This is a genomic window from Serratia sp. CY47444, from assembly GCF_052168635.1.
GTDB lineage: Bacteria > Pseudomonadota > Gammaproteobacteria > Enterobacterales > Enterobacteriaceae > Serratia > Serratia bockelmannii.
In genome coordinates this window covers 384,431-403,502 of sequence record NZ_JBJNMH010000002.1, presented here as the reverse complement: position 1 = coordinate 403,502, position 19,072 = coordinate 384,431, and the positions used below count along the sequence as shown (strand labels likewise).

Below are 19,072 nucleotides of genomic sequence, written 5' to 3'. Positions count from 1 at the left end.
AGCCCGCCGTCAGCGGGCTTTTTTCAGGTGCGGTGATAGCAACGGCTATCCTGCGGCGCCTGGTCGCGTCTCTCCAGCCCGTAATCCCGCACCACCTCCGCCACCCGCAGCCGATACTGCGCCAGCACCTCGCCACGGCCGCGCGCCTGTGCCGCGCGATGCTGCTCGAGATTGCGCCACTGCTGCACCGCCGCCTCGTCGCGCCAGAAGGAGAGCGACAGCAGGCGCGCAGGATCGGCCAGGCTTTGAAAGCGCTCGATGGAAATGAATCCGTCGATCTGCGCCAGCAGCGGCTTCAGCTCCGCCGCCAGCGCCAGATAGGTATCACGCTGCCCATCAGCGGCCTGCAGTTCAAAAATCACGGCGATCATTATCGTCTCCTCTCACGGTAAAATTCCGGTACGCACGCATGGTAAGAATGGCGCCACCGCACCGATTCCAACGCCCGCTCATCAATATCAAGCGGACACGGACGCACAGCACCAGAGTGCGATAACCACAGACTAACGATGGACGCGCAGCCATACTTCGTCTAACCTCGAAGTATGCATAACATCGACATTGAAGATCGTTTAGCGGCGCTGAGCGCCGCCATCGCCGACCGCACCCGGGCGCGCATGCTGTGCCTGTTGATGGACGGGCGCGCCTACACCGCCACCGAGCTCAGCGCGGCGGTCGAGGTCGCCCCGTCCACCGCCAGCGCGCATCTGGCGAAACTGCTGGAGCAGCGGCTGATCGCCTGCGTCAAACAGGGGCGCTACCGCTATTTCCGGCTGGCCGGTCAGCCGGTGGCCGACGCGCTGGAAGGCTTGATGGCGCTGGCGGGCGTACCGCGCCCGTCGGTGAAAAGCAGCACGCCCACCACGCTGCAATATGCCCGCACCTGCTACGACCATATGGCGGGCGAGGTGGCGGTGAAGCTGCACGATCGGCTGCATGCGCTGAACTGGCTGACCGGTGAAGAAGACTACCGATTAAGCGACGCCGGTCAGGCCGCGCTGACGCGGCTGGGCGTCGATTGCTCCCCCGCGCCCACTCGCCGCCGTTTCGCCTGCGGCTGTCTGGACTGGAGCGAGCGCCGATCTCACCTCGGCGGCGCGCTGGGCGCCGCGCTGTTGGCCGCCTTTATCCAACGCGGCTGGCTCCTTCGCCGGCTCGACAGCCGCGAGCTGCAGCTGACCCCCGCCGGTAAAAAAGCGCTGGCCGCACATTTTGACCTCACGGTGTAACCCGGCGACAGGGTAGTTTTACTGCAATACTCTAGGGGTACGCTTAAGCGACCCCGCCAACCCGAGGAGTTTCCATGCTCGATTCCACCCAATTCCCGATCGTCAAACGCTGGCCGGCTCAGCATCCGGAATGGCTGCAGCTCTACTCTCTGCCGACGCCGAACGGCGTCAAAGTCTCCATCATGCTGGAAGAGATCGGCCTGCCTTATGAAGCGCACCTAATCGACATCGGCAACAACGAAACCTGGACGCCGGAATTCCTGGCGCTGAATCCGAACGGCAAGATCCCGGCGATCATCGATCCCGACGGCCCCGGCGGCCGGCCGCTGCCGCTGTTCGAATCCGGTGCCATTCTGCTCTACCTGGCGGAAAAGAGCGGCCGCTTCCTGCCGCAGGATCCAGCCCAGCGTTATGAAACCATTCAGTGGGTGTTCTTCCAGATGGCCGCCGTCGGCCCGATGTTCGGCCAGCTCGGTTTCTTCCATAAATTCGCCGGGCGCGAATATGAAGACAAGCGGCCGCTGGAGCGTTACAAAAACGAATCGAAACGCCTGCTTGGTGTGTTGGAAACGCGCCTGGAGGGCCGTGACTGGATCATGGGCGCAGACTACACCATCGCCGATATCTCGCTGCTGGGCTGGGTGCGCAACCTGATCGGCTTCTATGAGGCGCGCGATCTGGTGGAGTTCGACAGCTTCCCGCGCGTCGCGCAGTGGCTGGAGCGCGGTCTGGCGCGCCCGGCGGTGCAGCGTGGGCTCGCTATCCCGGCGCGCGCGGCCTGATTGTCACACGGGATGGCCGCCGGGCCGTCCCGCCTTCCGCTGTCATAAAATTGTCATCCCTCTGCTCTACTCTCCTTTCGTAACAATTTGATGTTATTTACATTGTTGTATTACGACAAGGAGCTTACCCATGCAACCTGCTGTATCCCTGATCGCCGGCGCCGTGCTGTCCGCCCTGCTCTGTTCCTCCGCCATCGCGGCGGAAACCTCGGCCAATGCCGATGGCCTGACCGAGCGCGCCGCGCGCGGCACCCTCACCGAGCCGGGCGGCGCCCGTCGCCTGGCCGGCGATCAGACCGCCGCGCTGAAGGCGTCGCTGTCGGACAAAACGGTGAAAAACGTGATCCTGCTGATCGGCGACGGCATGGGGGATTCCGAGATCACCGCCGCGCGCAACTACGCTGAAGGCGCAGGCGGTTACTTCAAGGGCATCGACGCCCTGCCGCTGACCGGGCAATACACCCACTACTCGCTGGACAAGAAAACCCACAAGCCGGATTACGTGACCGACTCCGCCGCCTCGGCCACCGCCTGGGCCACCGGGGTGAAAACCTATAACGGTGCGCTCGGCGTGGACGTGAACGGCAAAGACCAGCCAACGCTGCTGGAGATCGCCAAGGCGGCCGGCAAGGCCACCGGCAACGTCTCCACCGCCGAGTTGCAAGACGCCACGCCGGCGGCGCTGGTGTCGCACGTCACCTCGCGCAAATGCTACGGCCCGGAAGAAACCAGCGAGAAATGTGCCGCTAACGCGCTGGAAAACGGCGGCCGCGGCTCGATCACCGAGCAACTGCTGAAAACCCGTGCCGACGTCACGCTGGGAGGCGGTGCGAAGTCCTTCAACCAGCTGGCGAAAAGCGGCGAATGGCAAGGAAAATCGCTGAAGGACCAGGCGGCGGCACAGGGTTATCAGTGGGTGAGCAACGCAGATGAACTGCAGGCCGTTACCCTGGCCAATCAGCAAAAACCGCTGCTGGGCCTGTTCGCCGACGGCAACATGCCGGTGCGCTGGCTGGGGCCGAAAGCCAGCTATCACGGCAACCTCGACAAGCCGGCGGTAACCTGCGAAAACAACCCGGCGCGCACCGCGGCCACGCCAACGCTGGCGGCGATGACCGACAAAGCGATCGCGCTGCTGAAAGACAACCCGAACGGCTTCTTCCTGCAGGTCGAGGGGGCGTCGATCGATAAGCAGGATCACGCCGCCAATCCGTGCGGGCAGATTGGTGAAACCGTCGATCTGGACGAAGCGGTGCAAAAAGCGCTGGCCTTCGCCCGCGCCGACGGCAACACGCTGGTGATCGTCACCGCCGACCACGCGCACTCCAGCCAGATCGTCGCCGCCAACGCCAAAGCGCCGGGCCTGACCCAGATACTGACCACCAAAGACGGCGCACCGATGACCCTCAGCTACGGCAACTCGGAAGAAGAGTCGCAGGGGCATACCGGCACTCAGTTGCGCGTCGCGGCCTACGGCCCGCACGCCGCCAACGTGGTGGGATTGACCGATCAGACCGATCTGTTCTTCACCATGCGCGATGCGATGGGCATCAAGTAACCGCCAGCTGAACGATGGCCGCTCGCAACGGCGGCCATTTATGATTGGTTACCGATAGGTATTTGCAATTTAACCGCAATTATTGTGTGATAACGAAATAACGTTTAATTGCGTGACAATTAACCCCTTAAAATAACGCGGTTATACGGCCTTTCTTCCCTCTCTGTTTATTCCTGCGACAGCAACCGCCCTATTTTTGCTTATATTCATTTTTTTTAGTTACAAAAGTAGTTTTTAACATTCTCGCAAACAATAATACCCCGCCAGTAACGTGAACCGATCAATTTGCATCCGGACGGCCTGCAATAGTTCACTTTTCGTTAAATACCCTATTAACAAAAAGGCATTATCGCTGCCTATCGGCTCACGCCGGGCGGTCGGCTTCATTATTTTCCAGGGTAACTCCCGCTAAATTCTTTCACCTGCAATGAGTAGAATTTACACACAAGAGATTTAATTCAATGAGAAAATTACTCGTCCTGATTTTCAGTCTCAGCCTGTTTAGCGTTACGCAGCAGGCGGCGGCTGAAGAGAAGAATAAAACCGTCGACGTGGTGTTGATCGGCGGCGGCATCATGAGCGCCACTTTGGGTACCTATCTGCATGAGCTGGAGCCGACCTGGACCATCGACATGTACGAGCGCATGAACGGCGTGGCGGAAGAGAGCTCCAACGGCTGGAACAACGCCGGTACCGGCCACTCCGCCTTTAGCGAAATGAACTACACGCCGGAAAAAGCCGATGGCACCATCGACATCAGCAAGGCGGTGAAGGTCAACGAGTCTTTCGAAATCTCTCGCCAATTCTGGTCTTATCAGGTGAAAAACGCTGTCCTGAAAGATCCGAAATCCTTCATTAACAGCGTGCCGCACATGAGCTTCGTGTGGGGTGACGACAACGTCAACTTCCTGCGTAAACGCTACGCGGCGCTGCAGCACAGCACCCTGTTCCGCGGCATGGAATATTCCGAAGACCCTGCGCAAATCAAGCAGTGGGCGCCGCTGGTGATGAACGGCCGCGATCCGGCGCAGAAAATCGCCGCGACCCGCATGCCGCTGGGTACCGACGTCAACTTCGGCGTGATCACCCACCAGTTGGTTGACGCGCTGAGCGCCAGCGACAAGTTTAAGCTGAACCTGAGCCACGAAGTGCGCGACATTAAGCGCAACGCCGACCAAACCTGGAGCGTGACCGTTGCCGATCTGAACCGCGACGGTAAAGAAACCACCGTTAACGCCAAGTTCGTGTTCATCGGCGCAGGCGGCGCGTCCCTGACCCTGCTGCAGAAATCCGGCATCCCAGAAGCCGACGGCTACGGCGGCTTCCCGGTCGGCGGCCAGTTCCTGGTCACTACCAACCCGGCGATCGCCAACCAGCACCTGGCCAAAGTGTATGGCCTGGCCAGCGTAGGTTCGCCGCCGATGTCCGTGCCGCACCTGGATACCCGCATGCTGGACGGCAAGCGCGTGCTGCTGTTCGGGCCGTTCGCCACCTTCTCCAGCAAGTTCCTGAAGAACGGTTCGCTGTTCGATCTGATGCACTCGCTGAGCACCTCGAACCTGATGCCGATGACCCACGTCGGTCTGGATAACTTCGATCTGGTGAAATACCTGGTCGGCCAGCTGATGATGAACGACGACGATCGCTTCGCCGCGTTGAAAGAGTACTTCCCGGACGCCAAGCAGGCAGACTGGAAGCTGTGGACCGCAGGCCAGCGCGTACAGATCATCAAGAAAGACGCGGATAAAGGCGGCGTGCTGCAGTTCGGCACCGAAGTCGTCAGCTCTGAAGACGGCAGCATCGCCGCTCTGCTGGGTGCTTCGCCGGGCGCTTCTACCGCTGCGCCGATCATGCTGCATCTGATGGAAACCGTGTTCAAAGACAAAGTGGCGACGCCGGAATGGCAGAGCAAGCTGAAAGAGATCATTCCGTCTTACGGCCACAAGCTGAACGGCGATATCGAGATGACCAACAAGATCCGCGGTTACACCAGCAGCGTGCTGGGTCTGAACTACATTGAAGTGAAACCGGAAACTAACTGATTTTCCATCGCTTCCTACTGATAAGGCCGCTTTATGCGGCCTTTCTTTTATCCCCCTGCCGTTCAAAGAGCATTTTTGGCCACCTTTTTACCCCCGGTTTACCCTTGCGTAACGGCGCACTCACGCCTATTATCAAAGTATATTCTTGGATAATTAAGCTAAGTCACTGTGACCTGAATGTCGTTTTTGCGGGAGAACTAAAACCATGGATCGCGTCAATATCATTCACGATTTACTAGACTGGATTGAAACTCATCTGGACCAACCGCTGCTGCTGGATAACGTCGCCGCCAAGTCGGGCTACTCCAAATGGCACCTGCAGCGCATGTTCCGCAGCACCACCGGCCACGCGCTCGGCAGCTATATCCGCGAGCGGCGCCTGTCGCAGGCGGCGCAGGCGCTGCGCTCCACCCCGCGTCCGATCCTGGATATCGCCCTGCAATACCATTTCGATTCTCAGCCTTCGTTCTCACGCGCCTTCAAGAAACAGTTCGGTAAAACCCCGGCGGTGTATCGCCGTACCACCCGCTGGGATGTTGCGGAGTGGCCGGCACAGCCGATAGAGGCGCAGGCTGAATCGCACCATGATGCCCCCACGCTGCCACGCTGGTACGCCGGCAAACCGCCGGAAGGCGTTTGCACCAGCTGGATGGGGCTGCGTTAACCAGCGCGGTATAAGGCACAAAAAAGGGTTCAGTTCGCGAGAACTGAACCCTTTCTTTATTGACCAGGCACCGAATTATTTGAAGGTGACGTCGACGTTAGCGGTAGCGTTGAACACCCCGGTCTTTGGCGTATTGGTCAACCACTTCAGGTTCGCAATAAAGGTCTCTTTCACTTCGTTCTGCTTATCCTGCAGCACGCCGCCGAAATCCACGTTGGTTTGCAGTGGGATCGGCGTTTTATTGGTATCACGCTGCTGAGTCAGGAAGATCGCCACACCCGGTTTGGTGGTTGGCAGGATCTGCGTGTTGTCTGACGGATCGGCGTTGGTGCTGCTGAAACTGGCCTGCAGAGATTGGCCGGCACATTCGCCGCCGCTCAAGGTAGCCTTGATATCGAACGGCACCTGCTTGGCGATGGTGCCGACTTTGGCGCTGGAGCTGGTTAGCACGCCGAAATCGACGCTGGCGCCGTTGTTGGCCAACACGGTGATCTGCGGGTTGCACTGGATCACGCGGATCTTGTCCAATCCTTTGATATAGGCGTTAAAGTTACTGTCTTTGGTGGCGTTCAGGCCCAACTCACCGTCGATTTGGAACAGCGAAGCACGTCCCAACGCCGGGAAGTTGCCCGCCGGTGGTTTCACCCCGGTGGCCTTGATATACACCGAATAAGTCGCGGTTACCACCTGAGGATCGGCTTTCCTTCTGTTGCTACCTGGTTTGGTACCCGGTCCCAAATCGGGGCCAGTCGGCCGGTTGGAACTTTGCTTCAGGTTGATAGCATCATAATCACGCCCGTTGATCGATACCCCAATCTCCAACGACTTATCCAGTGCGCCAAAGGAGTTCTGCGGGTTCCAATAAATATAGGCGTGCTCACCCTGCGGATGGTTGTCAGTATCCCAACAAGTGAACTTCGATTCGAAGTTCTGCGAACGCCAAATCAGGTTGCCTTTGACGAAGTCGCTGGCGGCCAGCACGATCGTGCGACCGACGTCAATATCCTGCGTCACGCTGCCAACCGGGTTTTTTGAGCCCGCCGAGCTGCCATCGCGGCACTGCATCGCCGCCGCCTGTTGCGCCATCGCCAATCCCGCCAGCCCCACCACTGACAGAAGTGTGTTACGTGCTAATTTATTCAAGTTCATGGTGTACCTTACAGTTTTTGGCATTGCAGGGTCAGTTCCTGATATCCCATGGCCACTTGTTTGTCGCCCACGTTCGCCGGGATCGGCAGTACGCATTGTTGATCGGCTTTCGGGCCCCATTTGATCGTCAGTTTTTCACCTGCTTGCACGCCGGAAACATAGGTTGCGCCGTCCAGACCCACGGTGCCGCTGTTACGGCCGGATTCGTTGAACACGCCGGCACCGATGGCCGGATAACCGTTATCACCCAGACGAGCGTGAATCAGCAGGCTGACGCCCTTGAAGGTATCGAAGCTCACCTTCACCACCGATTTCTCGGTAGGCACCACTTGCTTACTGGCTACCGGCACATCCAGGCCCGGACCAAAATCTTCGGTGCGCAGCGCCACATAGTTATAGCGGTACGGGTTGGCCGACGGCACCACCGCATAACCGAAGCGGTCAATGGTCACGCCCGGCTGGTTTTCCAGACGCACGCCTTTGGCGTCTTTCGCTTCCACCAGCAAGATCGTGTTCTGCAACGGCTGTGTCAGGGTCGCGCCGCCGGAGTGCACCAGCAGACCACCGGAGAGGCCCACCCCTTCCTGGCGGTATTTGGAGCTGTAGGCATAGCTACCGTCGATGTTACCAATGCTGCTGCTGTAGCCCAGGTTCAGGTTGCTGCTCTGACCAGAGGACTGCGTATGCCCGGTGGAGACCGAGTAGTTCATGCGACGGTCGTCCAGCATGGTGCCGCTGATGCCGGTCGAGTAGCTGTCGCCGCTCTGTTTGCTGTGCGCCGCGCTGAAGTTGGCGGTGGTCGAGTTGTTGCTCTGGCCCCAATCCAACGGGATCGACATCGTGAAGTTCACGCTGCGGTCGGAATAGCCGTACTGCCCGCGCGTATCCTGCAGATAAACACCGTAGGAAATGCGCTTGAAGCCGTCGTTGTAACCCAGTTGAATCGTGCGATCGTTACCGGACACGCCCCAGTAGTTCTGGTGGCTCACGTTGGCGTACAGGCTGGCGCCCGCCCACAGCTGCTGGCTGAGCGACAGCTCGACGCGTTCACGCTTGTTGCCGTAGCGCGCGGTGTATCGGGTACGTTTCTGGTTGTTGCTCCAGGAAGGCTGGCCCGGCTGCAGATCGTTCGGATCCCAGTAATCATTGGCATAAATGCCGTTGCGCCAGCTGTTGCGCTCCTGGACCGCATCGCTGAGATCATAGTAACCGGAAGTCGCATAGCGATAACCCGCCAACTGGAAGTTGGTGCCCATCTGGTTGAGCGACTTGGAGTACAGGAAACGGAAGCTCTGCCCCTGCTTGCGATCGCCGTTCGCCAGCTCGGTATCGGAAATAGAACCGTCCACGGAGATAGCACCCCATGATCCCAGGCTCTTACCGATACCCACGGCAGCGGAACGGTAGTGCTCCGCGATGATGGCACCGCCGAACGGCGTCAGGCCATAGTTCATGCCGTATGCCGCAGTACCCTGAATCAGTTTCGGCTGATAGCCGCCGTTACCGTTGTGGTATTTACCGGCGGTCAGCTGGAAGTTCCAAATGCCTTCGCGCAGCATGTTGGCCACGGAAGAGTAGGCCACGCTGAACGTTTTGTGCGAACCGTCGGCCTCGTTCACGGTGACCTGCAGGTCACCGTTGTTGGTATGCGGATAAACGTCGTGGATCTCAAAAGGACCCGGCGCGACGTTGGTGCTATAGATGACGTAACCGTTCTGACGGATCTCGACGCGGGCGTTGGTCGCCGCCACGCCGCGCACCACCGGCGCATAACCGCGCAGGCTGTCCGGCAGCATGTCGTCAACGCTGGAGAGTTGCACCCCGCGGAACTGGAAGCTGTTGAACACGCTGTTGTTGGTGCTCGCCTGGCCCATCACCAAACGGCTGCGCCAAGGCACGATATCGGTCTCGGCCCAGGAGGAGACGTTGGTCCAGTTGCTGCTGCTGCCACTCTGCTTGTCCCAGGTGGAGTTGTTGCGCAGGCGCCATCTGCCCAGGTTGAGGCCGCTGTTCAGCGCGAGGAACATGTACTCGCTGTCGTCGGCGTCATCTCGGCGATAGCTGTTCTTGTTGTAGTTGAAGTTATAGTTGGCGAACAGCGCGTTGATGCCTTCATCGTACATGCTTGGCGGGATCGCCCCGATCGCGCTCAGATCCATCATGGTCTGCGGCACGGAAATGTTGATCTGCTGCACCGCCGCGTCATAGCTGACGGTGGCGTCTTTAATCAACTCAGACACATCAACACAGCTGCCGGCCTGCAGCGTTTCCGGCAGTTTGATGCCGTAGTTACGCAGGTCTTCAACTTTCAGGCAGGGTTGAGACGCGGTCTGGCCTTTAACCTGACGAAAAGTAACATCCTTATGATCGACCTGAGTCAGGTTGACGTAGATGTCGAATGGGTAAACGCCCGGTTGCAAAGCATCGCCCTGAGCGACCGCTTCCGCGTTGCTCAGGTTTTCATCGCCGTGAATAAACGACATGTTAAACTCTGCCAGCGCCGCTTCACTCCATAACATCGGCGCGCTGGCGGCAATGATTGCAATTCGGATCAGCTGTGTCAGCCGCGTCGTTCCGCCTGCTACTTTTCGTTGATTTGCCATTCCCTGTCTCTCTTATTGTACTGGAACGTCCTTGACTTCCGTTCTACCGCCAAAATCGTTGATATAACTGAAAGCAATCCTGTTGCCGACGCTGACGCCCGCCGGGATGTTGATCGATAAGCGATCTTTCGGGCTCACCATGTTGGCGTCCACATCCACGGTCTTGCCTGCGCTGTTTTTCAAATGCAGCGCCCCAAAGGTAATATGCAGCGGGCCATCGTTAATCACTTGCAAACGTGAACCTTCACGCTGCCAACGCAAGTTTTGTACTTGCTCGTCCAGCGTCGCTTTCAACGCCACCGGCCGGTAAAAAAGTTTGATTCGGGTACGCACCGCAACCTGCAGCACGTTTTCTTGCTTCGGCGCCGGTGGAATTTCCTGCACGTTAATCCACAACAGGGTTTCTTTATCCTGAGGTAAACCATTACCGGAATAGATAAAGCGCAGAACTGCAGTTTTAGCAGCGTCCAATTTCAGAATCGGTGGAACGACAACGACAGGCAGATTTTTCGGCACTTGGTTTCTGTCACCGGTGTCCAGCCAGGTCTGCACCATATAAGCTTCTGAAGCATCGTTATGAATGGGCAGAGAGGCGGATTTGTCATCGCCTTTATAGATAACGCGAGTGGCATCTACCTGGATACCGGCGTAGCTGTTAAAGGTGCCCAGCATCAGCAGAGCAGCAAAGAACTTTTTCATCGGTTTCCTCTACGGGCCATCCTTGGCCGTGTGTGTCCTGAAAGACGATTATTTGTATTCGATAGTGAACGGGCTGGTGGCGTTAGCCAGACCTGCAGTTACGTTGCTATCGAATGAACGGTAACGAGCCTGCAGGTTGAAGGTCGCTTTACCGTCAGCAGCGATGGTGACTTTCGCTACGTCGTCGTTGATGTTTGAACCGTCGCCGATAGCGAATGGCTTGCCGTTGTTATCGGTGATTTCGATACCCACGCCGGTAGCTGCAGCGCCAGTGCCGCCAACGTTGCTTACGGACAGCAGGTCTGGGTTACCAGCAACGGTGTTACCGTCGAAGCGCAGGCTGTAATCGCCGGCATCACATTTTTCCAGAGAGATCTGGAAAGCTTTAGAAGCGGATTTAGAACCCACGGTTGGGAACGCAGAAGTTGGGTAAGTACCCAGGTAAACTTCTTTATTCTGAGTATCGCTAGTTACCTGGCAGGTAGACTGTTTGATTTCACCGGTGAATTTAACAGTGCCGTTTGCTGCCATTGCGTTGGAAGCAGTTGCAGACAATACCAGGGCAGCCAAAGGCAATAATACTTTTTTCATTTCCAGCTCCATAGAACAATAAAATAATCGATTCAGTGGCGGGCTTATATATATATTGCCGCCACTGAGCATACACTCAGCGATAGCACTCCCTTGCTGAAAAGGAGCGTTGCCTCGATGAACTCATTGCCGGACGAAATATAGACTAAGCATATTCTTAATGTTAAATCGTTTAAAACATTCATAAGGCCCCTCTTGATAGGAATAAACTATCGGCGGATACCTATCGATCGATGTTGACGATTCATATGAATAGGAATAATCTGTGTTTGGGAAAGCTGCAGAGTTCAAGATTTTGCATTAAGGCCTGAAAATCAGAATATTATCCCGGATATTTACATTTAGTAACAGATTGCGACGTTTGGAATTTGGCACGAATTACGCGTTAAATGGTCTGTCGACACGCTTCGGCCATTCTGACGTTTTAAATAAGAAATTTACCAATAAACCTGGAGTAACTTTCTTTTTAAGCATTTAAAATCAACAAGTTAAATATCAATCCAAGGATTGGGAAATGAGCGGTTCTTTCAGAGAGAAAAATAACGGCATTAATTATGTTTTTCAGCCAATGTTCGCGAAATCGGGACAATTGCTGGCCGTTGAATGTCTGTCTCGCTTTACGTTTAATAGCGAATACGCCCATTTTTCTCCTGAACAGTTCTTTCGTCACGCCGACAGCGCCACCCGGATTGAGATTTTGATGGATCAGATCAATCTGATCGATAAATACAAACACTGGTTTCATGAAAACCAAGTGATAGCCACTTTGAATGTTGACGATTATTCCCTGCAATCGCTGGCGAATACTCACTTTGCCGAAAGAATTAATGCTATGCGCTGTATTCATTTTGAGATCAGCGAGAATTCAACCCGGCTGGTGAAAGATCGCGTGCACGGCGATCCGTCATTGAATAGTTATTCATTTTGGCTCGATGATTTTGGTTCTGGCTATGCGGGTTTTTCCGCGTTGTACAACAGCCAGTTCCGCTTCGTTAAGCTCGACCGTTTTCTGCTTTGGGACTTCATGAAAAAGTCCGGCGGTGAGGGCTTGATGCGCGCGTTACTGCGCTTCTTTTACCTTAATCATTACAAGGTAATTATCGAAGGAGTTGAAACTCCCGAACACAAGAAATGGCTGGATGAAATGCCATATTACGCACTGCAGGGAAAGCTGTGGAAGGAATCCAGCATCAAGGATTTGAACTCGCTTCTTACAGCTGAATACTTTTAACTCGGTATTGGTGTTTGCCCTATGTCTAAAAACAACGTTCTTGTGATTAGTGAGTGTAAGTACAGCTATGTTGGCCTGTCGGTGCTGCTGAAGAAACACTACGGCGCGTACGATATCCGCCTGTTTTCCGATTTCATGCACGGTGGCGCCAAAGCAGAGAAGATCACCAAGCACGATATCGCGCTGATTTTCACCTCGCAAAACCTCGAACAGAGCGTCAACGTGATCGAAAGCCTGGTGTCCCTGCATCAGCAGTACAACAGCAAGACGCGCCTGCTGGTGTTTTATGACGACGAGCGGGTAGTGAAACTGTTGTCGATCCTGGGGATTTCCGTCGAGTTGGTCTCCACCCGCATTCCGCTTTATTCGCTGCAGGAAAAAATCCAGCGGCTGCTGGAAAGCAAAGAACCGGGCGGTATCCGGGTGCAGAAAACCCGCGAGCTCAGTCCGGCGGAAAGCGACGTGATCTTCAACCTGCTGCGTGGCGACAGCCTGCTGCACATTGCGGAAAAGCGCGGCACGCACCCGAAAACCATCTTCTCGCAGAAATACAGCGCGATGAAAAAACTGCGGCTGCGCAGCATGAGCACCATCTTCGTCGCCGGCAAATAAATACCCAGGCTTGTTGCGCGGTTCGCCGCGCGGCAACCCGCCCCCCCTTCCGTCACGTTAAATTAATGTAACAACTGGCGACAAAGCAGCAACAGACACACAACATCCCCTCCTGTTGGTTACGATTTGCACACGGATTATCCGTGAGTCATGTCGTGTGGATTAAAATAAACATCAGGAGATGTTATGAAGTCGTCCTTATTCAGCCGCTATACCTGCTTTGTGCTGAGCATCTTGCTCACCCTGGTTTTCTTGATCATGATGCACAATCATCCGTGGTTCTGGCTGCCGGCCCTGGCCTGCGGTTGCCTGATGGTGCTGGGTATCTACGATCTCACGCAGCAACGCCACGCCATTTGCCGCAACTACCCGATCATCGGCCGCTTGCGCTTCTTCTTCGAGTTCATCCGCCCGGAACTGCGCCAGTATTTCCTCGAGCAGGACAATGAAGAAATCCCGTTTTCGCGCACCCAGCGCACGCTGGTGTATCGCCGGGCGAAAAACGAGATGGGCGACAAGCCGTTCGGCACCCTGCTAGATGTGTACCAAACCGGCTATGAGTGCATCGGCCATTCCATGCGGCCGGTGGAAGCCGCCGATCCGACCAGTTTTCGCGTCACCATCGGCGGCGCCGACTGCCGCCAGCCCTACTCCGCGTCAATCTTCAACATTTCGGCGATGAGCTTCGGCGCGCTCTCCGCCAACGCCATCCGCGCGCTCAACCTCGGCGCGGCCAAAGGCAACTTCTACCACGACACCGGCGAGGGCAGCATCAGCCGCTATCACCGCGAAAACAACGGCGATCTGGTGTGGGAGCTGGGCAGCGGCTATTTCGGCTGCCGCACCGCCGACGGCCATTTCGATCCGCGCCGCTTTGCCGAACAGGCGCAAAGCCCGCAGGTGAAAATGATTGAAATCAAGCTCAGCCAGGGCGCCAAACCGGGCCACGGCGGCATTCTGCCGGCGAAGAAGGTGGATGCGGAAATCGCCGCCACCCGCGGCGTGCCGGAAGGCGTCGATTGCATCTCGCCGGCTTCGCACAGCGCCTTCACCACCCCGCTGGAAATGATGCATTTCATCCAGCAGCTGCGCGAGCTGTCAGGCGGCAAACCGGTCGGTTTCAAGCTGTGCATCGGCCACCCGTGGGAGTTCGTCGCCATCGTCAAGGCGATGCTGCACACCCGCATTCTGCCGGACTTTATCGTGGTGGACGGCAAGGAAGGCGGCACCGGCGCCGCCCCGCTCGAACTCTCCAACTATATGGGTATGCCGCTGCGCGAAGGGCTGCTGTTCGTGCATAACACGCTGGTGGGCTGCGGCCTGCGCGACCAAATCAAGATTGGCGCCAGCGGCAAGATCATCAGCGCCTTTGACATCGCCAGCGTGCTGGTGCTCGGCGCCGACTGGGTGAATTCGGCGCGCGGCTTTATGTTCGCCGTCGGCTGCATCCAGTCGCAAAGCTGCCACACCAACCACTGCCCGACCGGCGTCGCGACGCAAGATCCGCTGCGTCAGAAGGCGTTGGTGGTGCCGAACAAGGCGGAGCGCGTCTATCACTTCCATCAAAATACGGTGAAAGCGCTGGCGGACATGCTGGCGGCGGCCGGCGTCAGCCGCCCGGAGCAGCTGACCTCGCACCATATGCTGCGCCGCATCACGCCGACCGAGATCAAGGTATACGCCGATATCTATTACTACCTGGAGCCGGGCGCGCTGCTGCAGCCGGAGATCAAAAGCGAGTTCTACGCCCGCATGTGGCGCATGGCGACGCCCAACAGTTTCGATCAGGCGATCTCGCTGCCGGCGGCATGATGGGATAAGGGATAAAAAGAGAGTTGCCCCCTCGCCTTGGGGAAGAGCATATGGAGAGGGGTTGCTTGCTACGGCGGCCCTCCCCCTCAACGGCGAGAGGGCGTGTCGGTTACTGCTTGCGCACCGGCGCATCGCCGGCGACGTAGTAGTCGGCGGTGCTACGCGGCAGCGGCGCACGCTGGCGAATGCGATCGGCGATCTTCTCGGCGATCATGATGGTGGTGGCGTTCAGGTTGCCGGTGATGATCAGCGGCATAATCGACGCATCCACCACCCGCAATCCTTCCATGCCGTGCACCCGGCCCTGGCCGTCGACCACCGCCATCTCATCCTCGCCCATCTTGCACGAGCAGGACGGGTGGAAGGCGGTTTCGGCGTGCTCGCGCACAAAGGCGTCCAGCTGTTCGTCGGTCTGCACGTCCGGCCCTGGGCTTATCTCGCGGCCGCGGTATTCGTCCAGGGCCGGCTGCGCCATGATTTCGCGCGTGATGCGGATAGCGTCGCGGAACTCCTGCCAATCCTGTTCAGTCGCCATGTAGTTGAACAGAATGCTCGGGTGCTGACGCGGATCTTTCGATTTCACCTGCACCCGGCCGCGGCTCGGCGAACGCATCGAGCCGACGTGCGCCTGGAAGCCGTGCTCTTTCACCGCGTTGCTGCCGTTATAGTTAATCGCCACCGGCAGGAAGTGATACTGAATGTTCGGCCAGGCGAACTCTGCGCGGCTGCGGATGAAGCCGCCGGCCTCGAACTGGTTGCTGGCGCCGACGCCTGTGCCGTTGAACAGCCACTCCACACCGATCTTCGGCTGGTTAAACCATTGCAACGCCGGGTACAGCGACACCGGTTTCTTGCAGGCGTATTGCAGGTACATCTCCAGGTGGTCCTGCAGGTTTTCTCCGACGCCCGGCAGATCGTGCACCACGTTGATGTCCAGGCTTTTCAGCAGCGCCGCCGGGCCGACGCCCGAACGCTGCAGAATTTGCGGCGAGGCGATGGCGCCGGCGCACAGCAGCACTTCGCGGCGCGCTGTGGCGTGAGTCAGCTGATTGCTGTCGCCCTGCAAATACTTGACGCCCACCGCACGCTTGCCGTCGAACACGATATGGTCGGTAAGCGCATGGGTGACGATTTTCAGGTTCGGCCGCGAACGCGCCTGATCCAGATAACCGCGGGCGGTGCTAGCGCGGCGCCCTTTCGGGGTCACGGTGCGATCCATCGGGCCGAAGCCTTCCTGCTGGTAACCGTTCAGATCGTCGGTGCGCGGATAGCCCGCCTGCACGCCGGCTTCCACCATGGCGTGGAACAGTTCGTTGTTACCGGCCTTCGGCGTGGTGACGCTCACCGGGCCATCGCCGCCGTGGTAATCGTTCGGGCCGATATCGCGCGTTTCCGCCTTGCGGAAATACGGCAGGCAGTCCAGATAGGTCCAGTCTTCCAGACCCGGCGCCTTGGCCCAGTTGTCGAAATCCATCGCGTTGCCGCGAATATAACACATGCCGTTGATCAGGGACGAACCGCCCAGCCCTTTGCCGCGGCCGCATTCCATCCGGCGGTTGTTCATGTGCGGCTCAGGATCGGTTTCATACGCCCAGTTATAGCGGCGGCCCTGCAGCGGAAACGCCAGCGCGGCCGGCATCTGAGTACGGAAATCCATCCGGTAATCCGGGCCGCCGGCTTCCAGCAGCAGCACGCTGACGTCGGCGTCCTCGGTCAATCGGGTGGCTAACACGTTGCCGGCGGAACCGGCACCGATAATGATGTAGTCAAATTCCATTCATTATCTCCTAAATATTCGTATGCCTGGATGATGCGAATGGCTTGAATTCCGCATGCTGAATATATCAAGGCAGTTTTGGATGCAAAAAAGATATATCCCCTATGGATTTCGAGTTACAGCTAGGCGGCAAGGGCGCAGAGCCCCAGGAGCTTACTCAAGTAAGTGACTGGGGTCTGCGCTCGCAGCCAACAACGCTGTAGCTTGAAAGACGACGGGGATAGTTAAAATACCGAGGCGTATTCGCCCAGCTCAACCTGCACCGATTTGATCTGGGTGTAGTGCTCCAGCGTGGTCAGGCCGTTTTCGCGGCCGACGCCGGACTGCTTATAACCGCCGACCGGCATTTCCGCCGCCGACTCGCCCCAGGTGTTGATCCAGCAAATGCCGGCTTCCAACTGATGAATCACGCGGTGTGCGCGGGCCAGATCGTGGGTCACCACGCCCGCGGCCAGGCCGAAGGTGGTGTCGTTGGCGCGGCGCACCACTTCCTCTTCACTCTGGTAGCTGAGAATGCTCATCACCGGCCCGAAGATCTCCTCGCGCACGATTTCCATCTCATCGCGGCAGTCGCTGAATACCGTCGGCGCCACATAAGCGCCCTTGCCGAATTCGCCATGGGTGACGCGTTCGCCGCCGCACAGCAGGCGCGCGCCGCTGTTCTTACCGCTTTCGATAAAGCGCAGCACCGACTCCATGTGCGCGAAGCTGACCAGCGGCCCGAAGTTGGTCTGCGGATCGGTCGGATCGCCGAGGCGAATGCGCTTCACGCGTTCGAGGATCTTCGCCTCAAACTGCGCCTGCAGCGCCGCCGGCACAAAGACGCGGGTGCCGTTGGTGCACACCTGGCCGGAGCTGTAGAAGTTGGCCATCATGGCGATATCGGCGGCGCGATCCAGATCGGCGTCGTCGAAGATAATCAGCGGCGACTTGCCGCCCAGCTCCATGGTGACTTCCTTCAGCGTCGAACCCGACGCGTTGGCCATCACCTTCTTGCCGGTTTTCACCCCGCCGGTGAAAGAGACTTTGGCGATGCCCGGATGGTCGGTCAGGTACTGCCCCACCTCCGCACCGCTGCCGGTCACCACGTTGAATACGCCGTCCGGCAGGCCGGCTTCGGTGTAGATTTCCGCCAGCTTCAACGCCGTCAACGACGTAACTTCACTCGGCTTGAAGATCATCGCGTTGCCCGCCGCCAGCGCCGGCGCGGACTTCCACAGCGCGATTTGAATCGGGTAGTTCCAGGCGCCGATGCCGGCCACCACGCCCAGCGGTTCGCGGCGGGTGTAAACGAACGAAGTGTCGCGCAGCGGGATCTGCTCGCCTTCAATGGCCGGGATCAGGCCGGCATAATACTCCAGCACGTCGGCGCCGGTGACGATGTCCACCGCGGTGGTTTCCGACATCGCTTTGCCGGTATCCAGCGTTTCCAGCGCCGCCAGTTCATCGTTGCGCTCGCGCAGAATATCCACCGCGCGACGCAGGATGCGCGAACGCGCCATCGCCGTCATCGCCGCCCACACCTTCTGCCCGCTGGCCGCGCTGGCCACCGCACGATCGACGTCTTCAGCGCCGGCGGACTGGACTTCAGCCAGAACTTCGCCGTTCGCCGGGTTAATGGCGTTGAAGGTTTTTCCAGCGGTGCTGTCTACATAGGCGCCATGAATATAGAGCTTCTGCAAGCCAAAACGGGACATAGGATCTCCTTGAGTTAGCCTCCGGGCGGCGTTTGCCCCCGGAGTTGGAACGTGATGTATTCGGTCGTGAGCGTCAACGCCTGCGACTGATTGAACGCCGAGCCGCGCAGCGCGCTGCGCAGCCACAGCCCATCGATCAGTGCCGCCAGCCCCTTGGCCGCCAACCGCGCCTGCGGCTGCGGCATAACGCGGCGAAACTCGGCGCACAGGTTGGAATAAAGCCGGCGGCCGTTCACCTGTTGCAGCCGGTTGAGCTGCGGCTGGTGCAGGCTGCTGGCCCAAAAGGCCAGCCAGGTCTTCATCGCCGCGCTGTTGATCTGGCTGTCGTCGAAGTTGCCGGCGACGATCGCCTGCAGCCGCGCCGCCGGGCTGTTATCGGTCAGCGCCTGCAACCGCAGCTTCACCGCCTCGCCCAGATGGCTGATCAGATAGCGCATCGTGGCTTCCAGCAGGCCGTTCTTGTCCTTGAAATAATGGCTGATGATGCCGTTGGAAACGCCGGCCCGCCGCGCGATCTGCGCGATGGTGGCGTCATGCATTCCCACTTCGTTTACCGCGGCGAGCGTGGCATCAATCAACTGCTGCCTTCTGATTGGCTGCATTCCTACCTTTGGCATATTTCGACT

At 58.1% G+C, this 19,072-nt stretch carries 16 protein-coding genes; 8 read left to right on the top strand and 8 right to left on the bottom strand.

The annotated features are described in order from the left end of the window. Positions 1-23 precede the first annotated feature (23 nt). Positions 24-371 carry an antibiotic biosynthesis monooxygenase family protein gene (locus ACJ8IL_RS06185; RefSeq protein ID WP_025302122.1) on the bottom strand — a complete coding sequence of 116 codons (348 nt, stop codon included), beginning with the start codon at positions 369-371 and terminating at the stop codon, positions 24-26. 174 nt (positions 372-545) lie between these two features. On the opposite strand from ACJ8IL_RS06185, the gene ACJ8IL_RS06180 reads away from it, so the two are divergent. The 5 genes from ACJ8IL_RS06180 to ACJ8IL_RS06160 all read left to right on the top strand — a co-directional run bounded on the left by ACJ8IL_RS06180 (position 546) and on the right by ACJ8IL_RS06160 (position 6,275). After that, a complete protein-coding gene (locus tag ACJ8IL_RS06180; protein WP_197780686.1) occupies positions 546-1,229 on the top strand; it encodes an ArsR/SmtB family transcription factor in 684 nt (227 codons plus the stop codon). 74 nt (positions 1,230-1,303) lie between these two features. Beyond that, positions 1,304-2,011, top strand: a complete 708-nt coding sequence (locus ACJ8IL_RS06175) for a glutathione S-transferase N-terminal domain-containing protein (RefSeq protein ID WP_025302120.1) — start codon at positions 1,304-1,306, stop codon at positions 2,009-2,011. A gap of 130 nt (positions 2,012-2,141) precedes the next feature. Further along, a complete protein-coding gene (phoA, locus tag ACJ8IL_RS06170; protein WP_060432724.1) occupies positions 2,142-3,569 on the top strand; it encodes an alkaline phosphatase in 1,428 nt (475 codons plus the stop codon). 461 nt (positions 3,570-4,030) lie between these two features. After that, positions 4,031-5,611, top strand: a complete 1,581-nt coding sequence (gene mqo / locus ACJ8IL_RS06165) for a malate dehydrogenase (quinone) (RefSeq protein WP_025302118.1) — start codon at positions 4,031-4,033, stop codon at positions 5,609-5,611. Positions 5,612-5,816: 205 nt separating this feature from the next. After that, entirely contained in the window at positions 5,817-6,275 is a 459-nt protein-coding gene (locus ACJ8IL_RS06160) for a helix-turn-helix domain-containing protein (protein ID WP_025302117.1), read from the top strand. A 75-nt stretch (positions 6,276-6,350) separates the two neighbouring features. Here ACJ8IL_RS06160 and ACJ8IL_RS06155 read toward each other — a convergent pair whose 3' ends face one another. From ACJ8IL_RS06155 to ACJ8IL_RS06140, 4 genes are read right to left on the bottom strand one after another with little or no spacing between them, the layout of a single operon-like run. Beyond that, positions 6,351-7,424, bottom strand: a complete 1,074-nt coding sequence (locus ACJ8IL_RS06155; protein WP_442516415.1) for a fimbrial protein — start codon at positions 7,422-7,424, stop codon at positions 6,351-6,353. A gap of 8 nt (positions 7,425-7,432) precedes the next feature. Further along, complete coding sequence (locus ACJ8IL_RS06150; protein WP_406903425.1) at positions 7,433-10,027, bottom strand: fimbria/pilus outer membrane usher protein; 2,595 nt, start codon at positions 10,025-10,027, stop codon at positions 7,433-7,435. A gap of 12 nt (positions 10,028-10,039) precedes the next feature. Further along, entirely contained in the window at positions 10,040-10,726 is a 687-nt protein-coding gene (locus tag ACJ8IL_RS06145) for a fimbrial biogenesis chaperone (protein WP_142590616.1), read from the bottom strand. 48 nt (positions 10,727-10,774) lie between these two features. After that, positions 10,775-11,317, bottom strand: coding sequence for a fimbrial protein (locus tag ACJ8IL_RS06140; RefSeq protein WP_033647475.1), 543 nt, complete (start codon positions 11,315-11,317; stop codon positions 10,775-10,777). Between the two features lie 514 nt (positions 11,318-11,831). Here ACJ8IL_RS06140 and ACJ8IL_RS06135 point away from each other — a divergent pair. From ACJ8IL_RS06135 to ACJ8IL_RS06125, 3 genes are all read left to right on the top strand, one after another. Then, positions 11,832-12,548 carry an EAL domain-containing protein gene (locus ACJ8IL_RS06135; RefSeq protein WP_033637688.1) on the top strand — a complete coding sequence of 239 codons (717 nt, stop codon included), beginning with the start codon at positions 11,832-11,834 and terminating at the stop codon, positions 12,546-12,548. A gap of 21 nt (positions 12,549-12,569) precedes the next feature. Then, complete coding sequence (locus ACJ8IL_RS06130; RefSeq protein WP_004939094.1) at positions 12,570-13,160, top strand: LuxR family transcriptional regulator; 591 nt, start codon at positions 12,570-12,572, stop codon at positions 13,158-13,160. Between the two features lie 186 nt (positions 13,161-13,346). After that, positions 13,347-14,972 carry an FMN-binding glutamate synthase family protein gene (locus ACJ8IL_RS06125; RefSeq protein ID WP_099816784.1) on the top strand — a complete coding sequence of 542 codons (1,626 nt, stop codon included), beginning with the start codon at positions 13,347-13,349 and terminating at the stop codon, positions 14,970-14,972. A gap of 109 nt (positions 14,973-15,081) precedes the next feature. Here ACJ8IL_RS06125 and betA read toward each other — a convergent pair whose 3' ends face one another. The 3 genes from betA to betI all read right to left on the bottom strand — a co-directional run bounded on the left by betA (position 15,082) and on the right by betI (position 19,063). Continuing rightward, on the bottom strand, positions 15,082-16,749 hold the full coding sequence (betA, locus tag ACJ8IL_RS06120; protein WP_442516414.1) for a choline dehydrogenase: 1,668 nt from the start codon (positions 16,747-16,749) through the stop codon (positions 15,082-15,084). A 224-nt stretch (positions 16,750-16,973) separates the two neighbouring features. After that, positions 16,974-18,446 (bottom strand): betaine-aldehyde dehydrogenase, encoded by a 1,473-nt coding sequence (gene betB / locus ACJ8IL_RS06115; RefSeq protein WP_025302110.1) that lies wholly within the window; start codon positions 18,444-18,446, stop codon positions 16,974-16,976. Between the two features lie 14 nt (positions 18,447-18,460). Continuing rightward, positions 18,461-19,063, bottom strand: a complete 603-nt coding sequence (betI, locus tag ACJ8IL_RS06110) for a transcriptional regulator BetI (RefSeq protein ID WP_025302109.1) — start codon at positions 19,061-19,063, stop codon at positions 18,461-18,463. Positions 19,064-19,072 lie beyond the last annotated feature (9 nt).

Excerpts from the sequence above, each read along its gene's own strand:
- ACJ8IL_RS06130 (WP_004939094.1), top strand. The coding sequence starts at position 12,570 with ATGTCTAAAAACAACGTTCTTGTGATTAGTGAGTGTAAGTACAGCTAT.
- betI (WP_025302109.1), bottom strand. The coding sequence starts at position 19,063 with ATGCCAAAGGTAGGAATGCAGCCAATCAGAAGGCAGCAGTTGATTGAT.
- ACJ8IL_RS06140 (WP_033647475.1), bottom strand. The coding sequence starts at position 11,317 with ATGAAAAAAGTATTATTGCCTTTGGCTGCCCTGGTATTGTCTGCAACT.
- ACJ8IL_RS06125 (WP_099816784.1), top strand. The coding sequence starts at position 13,347 with ATGAAGTCGTCCTTATTCAGCCGCTATACCTGCTTTGTGCTGAGCATC.
- ACJ8IL_RS06145 (WP_142590616.1), bottom strand. The coding sequence starts at position 10,726 with ATGAAAAAGTTCTTTGCTGCTCTGCTGATGCTGGGCACCTTTAACAGC.
- ACJ8IL_RS06180 (WP_197780686.1), top strand. The coding sequence starts at position 546 with ATGCATAACATCGACATTGAAGATCGTTTAGCGGCGCTGAGCGCCGCC.
- betA (WP_442516414.1), bottom strand. The coding sequence starts at position 16,749 with ATGGAATTTGACTACATCATTATCGGTGCCGGTTCCGCCGGCAACGTG.
- ACJ8IL_RS06185 (WP_025302122.1), bottom strand. The coding sequence starts at position 371 with ATGATCGCCGTGATTTTTGAACTGCAGGCCGCTGATGGGCAGCGTGAT.
- ACJ8IL_RS06160 (WP_025302117.1), top strand. The coding sequence starts at position 5,817 with ATGGATCGCGTCAATATCATTCACGATTTACTAGACTGGATTGAAACT.
- phoA (WP_060432724.1), top strand. The coding sequence starts at position 2,142 with ATGCAACCTGCTGTATCCCTGATCGCCGGCGCCGTGCTGTCCGCCCTG.
- betB (WP_025302110.1), bottom strand. The coding sequence starts at position 18,446 with ATGTCCCGTTTTGGCTTGCAGAAGCTCTATATTCATGGCGCCTATGTA.
- ACJ8IL_RS06135 (WP_033637688.1), top strand. The coding sequence starts at position 11,832 with ATGAGCGGTTCTTTCAGAGAGAAAAATAACGGCATTAATTATGTTTTT.
- mqo (WP_025302118.1), top strand. The coding sequence starts at position 4,031 with ATGAGAAAATTACTCGTCCTGATTTTCAGTCTCAGCCTGTTTAGCGTT.
- ACJ8IL_RS06175 (WP_025302120.1), top strand. The coding sequence starts at position 1,304 with ATGCTCGATTCCACCCAATTCCCGATCGTCAAACGCTGGCCGGCTCAG.
- ACJ8IL_RS06155 (WP_442516415.1), bottom strand. The coding sequence starts at position 7,424 with ATGAACTTGAATAAATTAGCACGTAACACACTTCTGTCAGTGGTGGGG.
- ACJ8IL_RS06150 (WP_406903425.1), bottom strand. The coding sequence starts at position 10,027 with ATGGCAAATCAACGAAAAGTAGCAGGCGGAACGACGCGGCTGACACAG.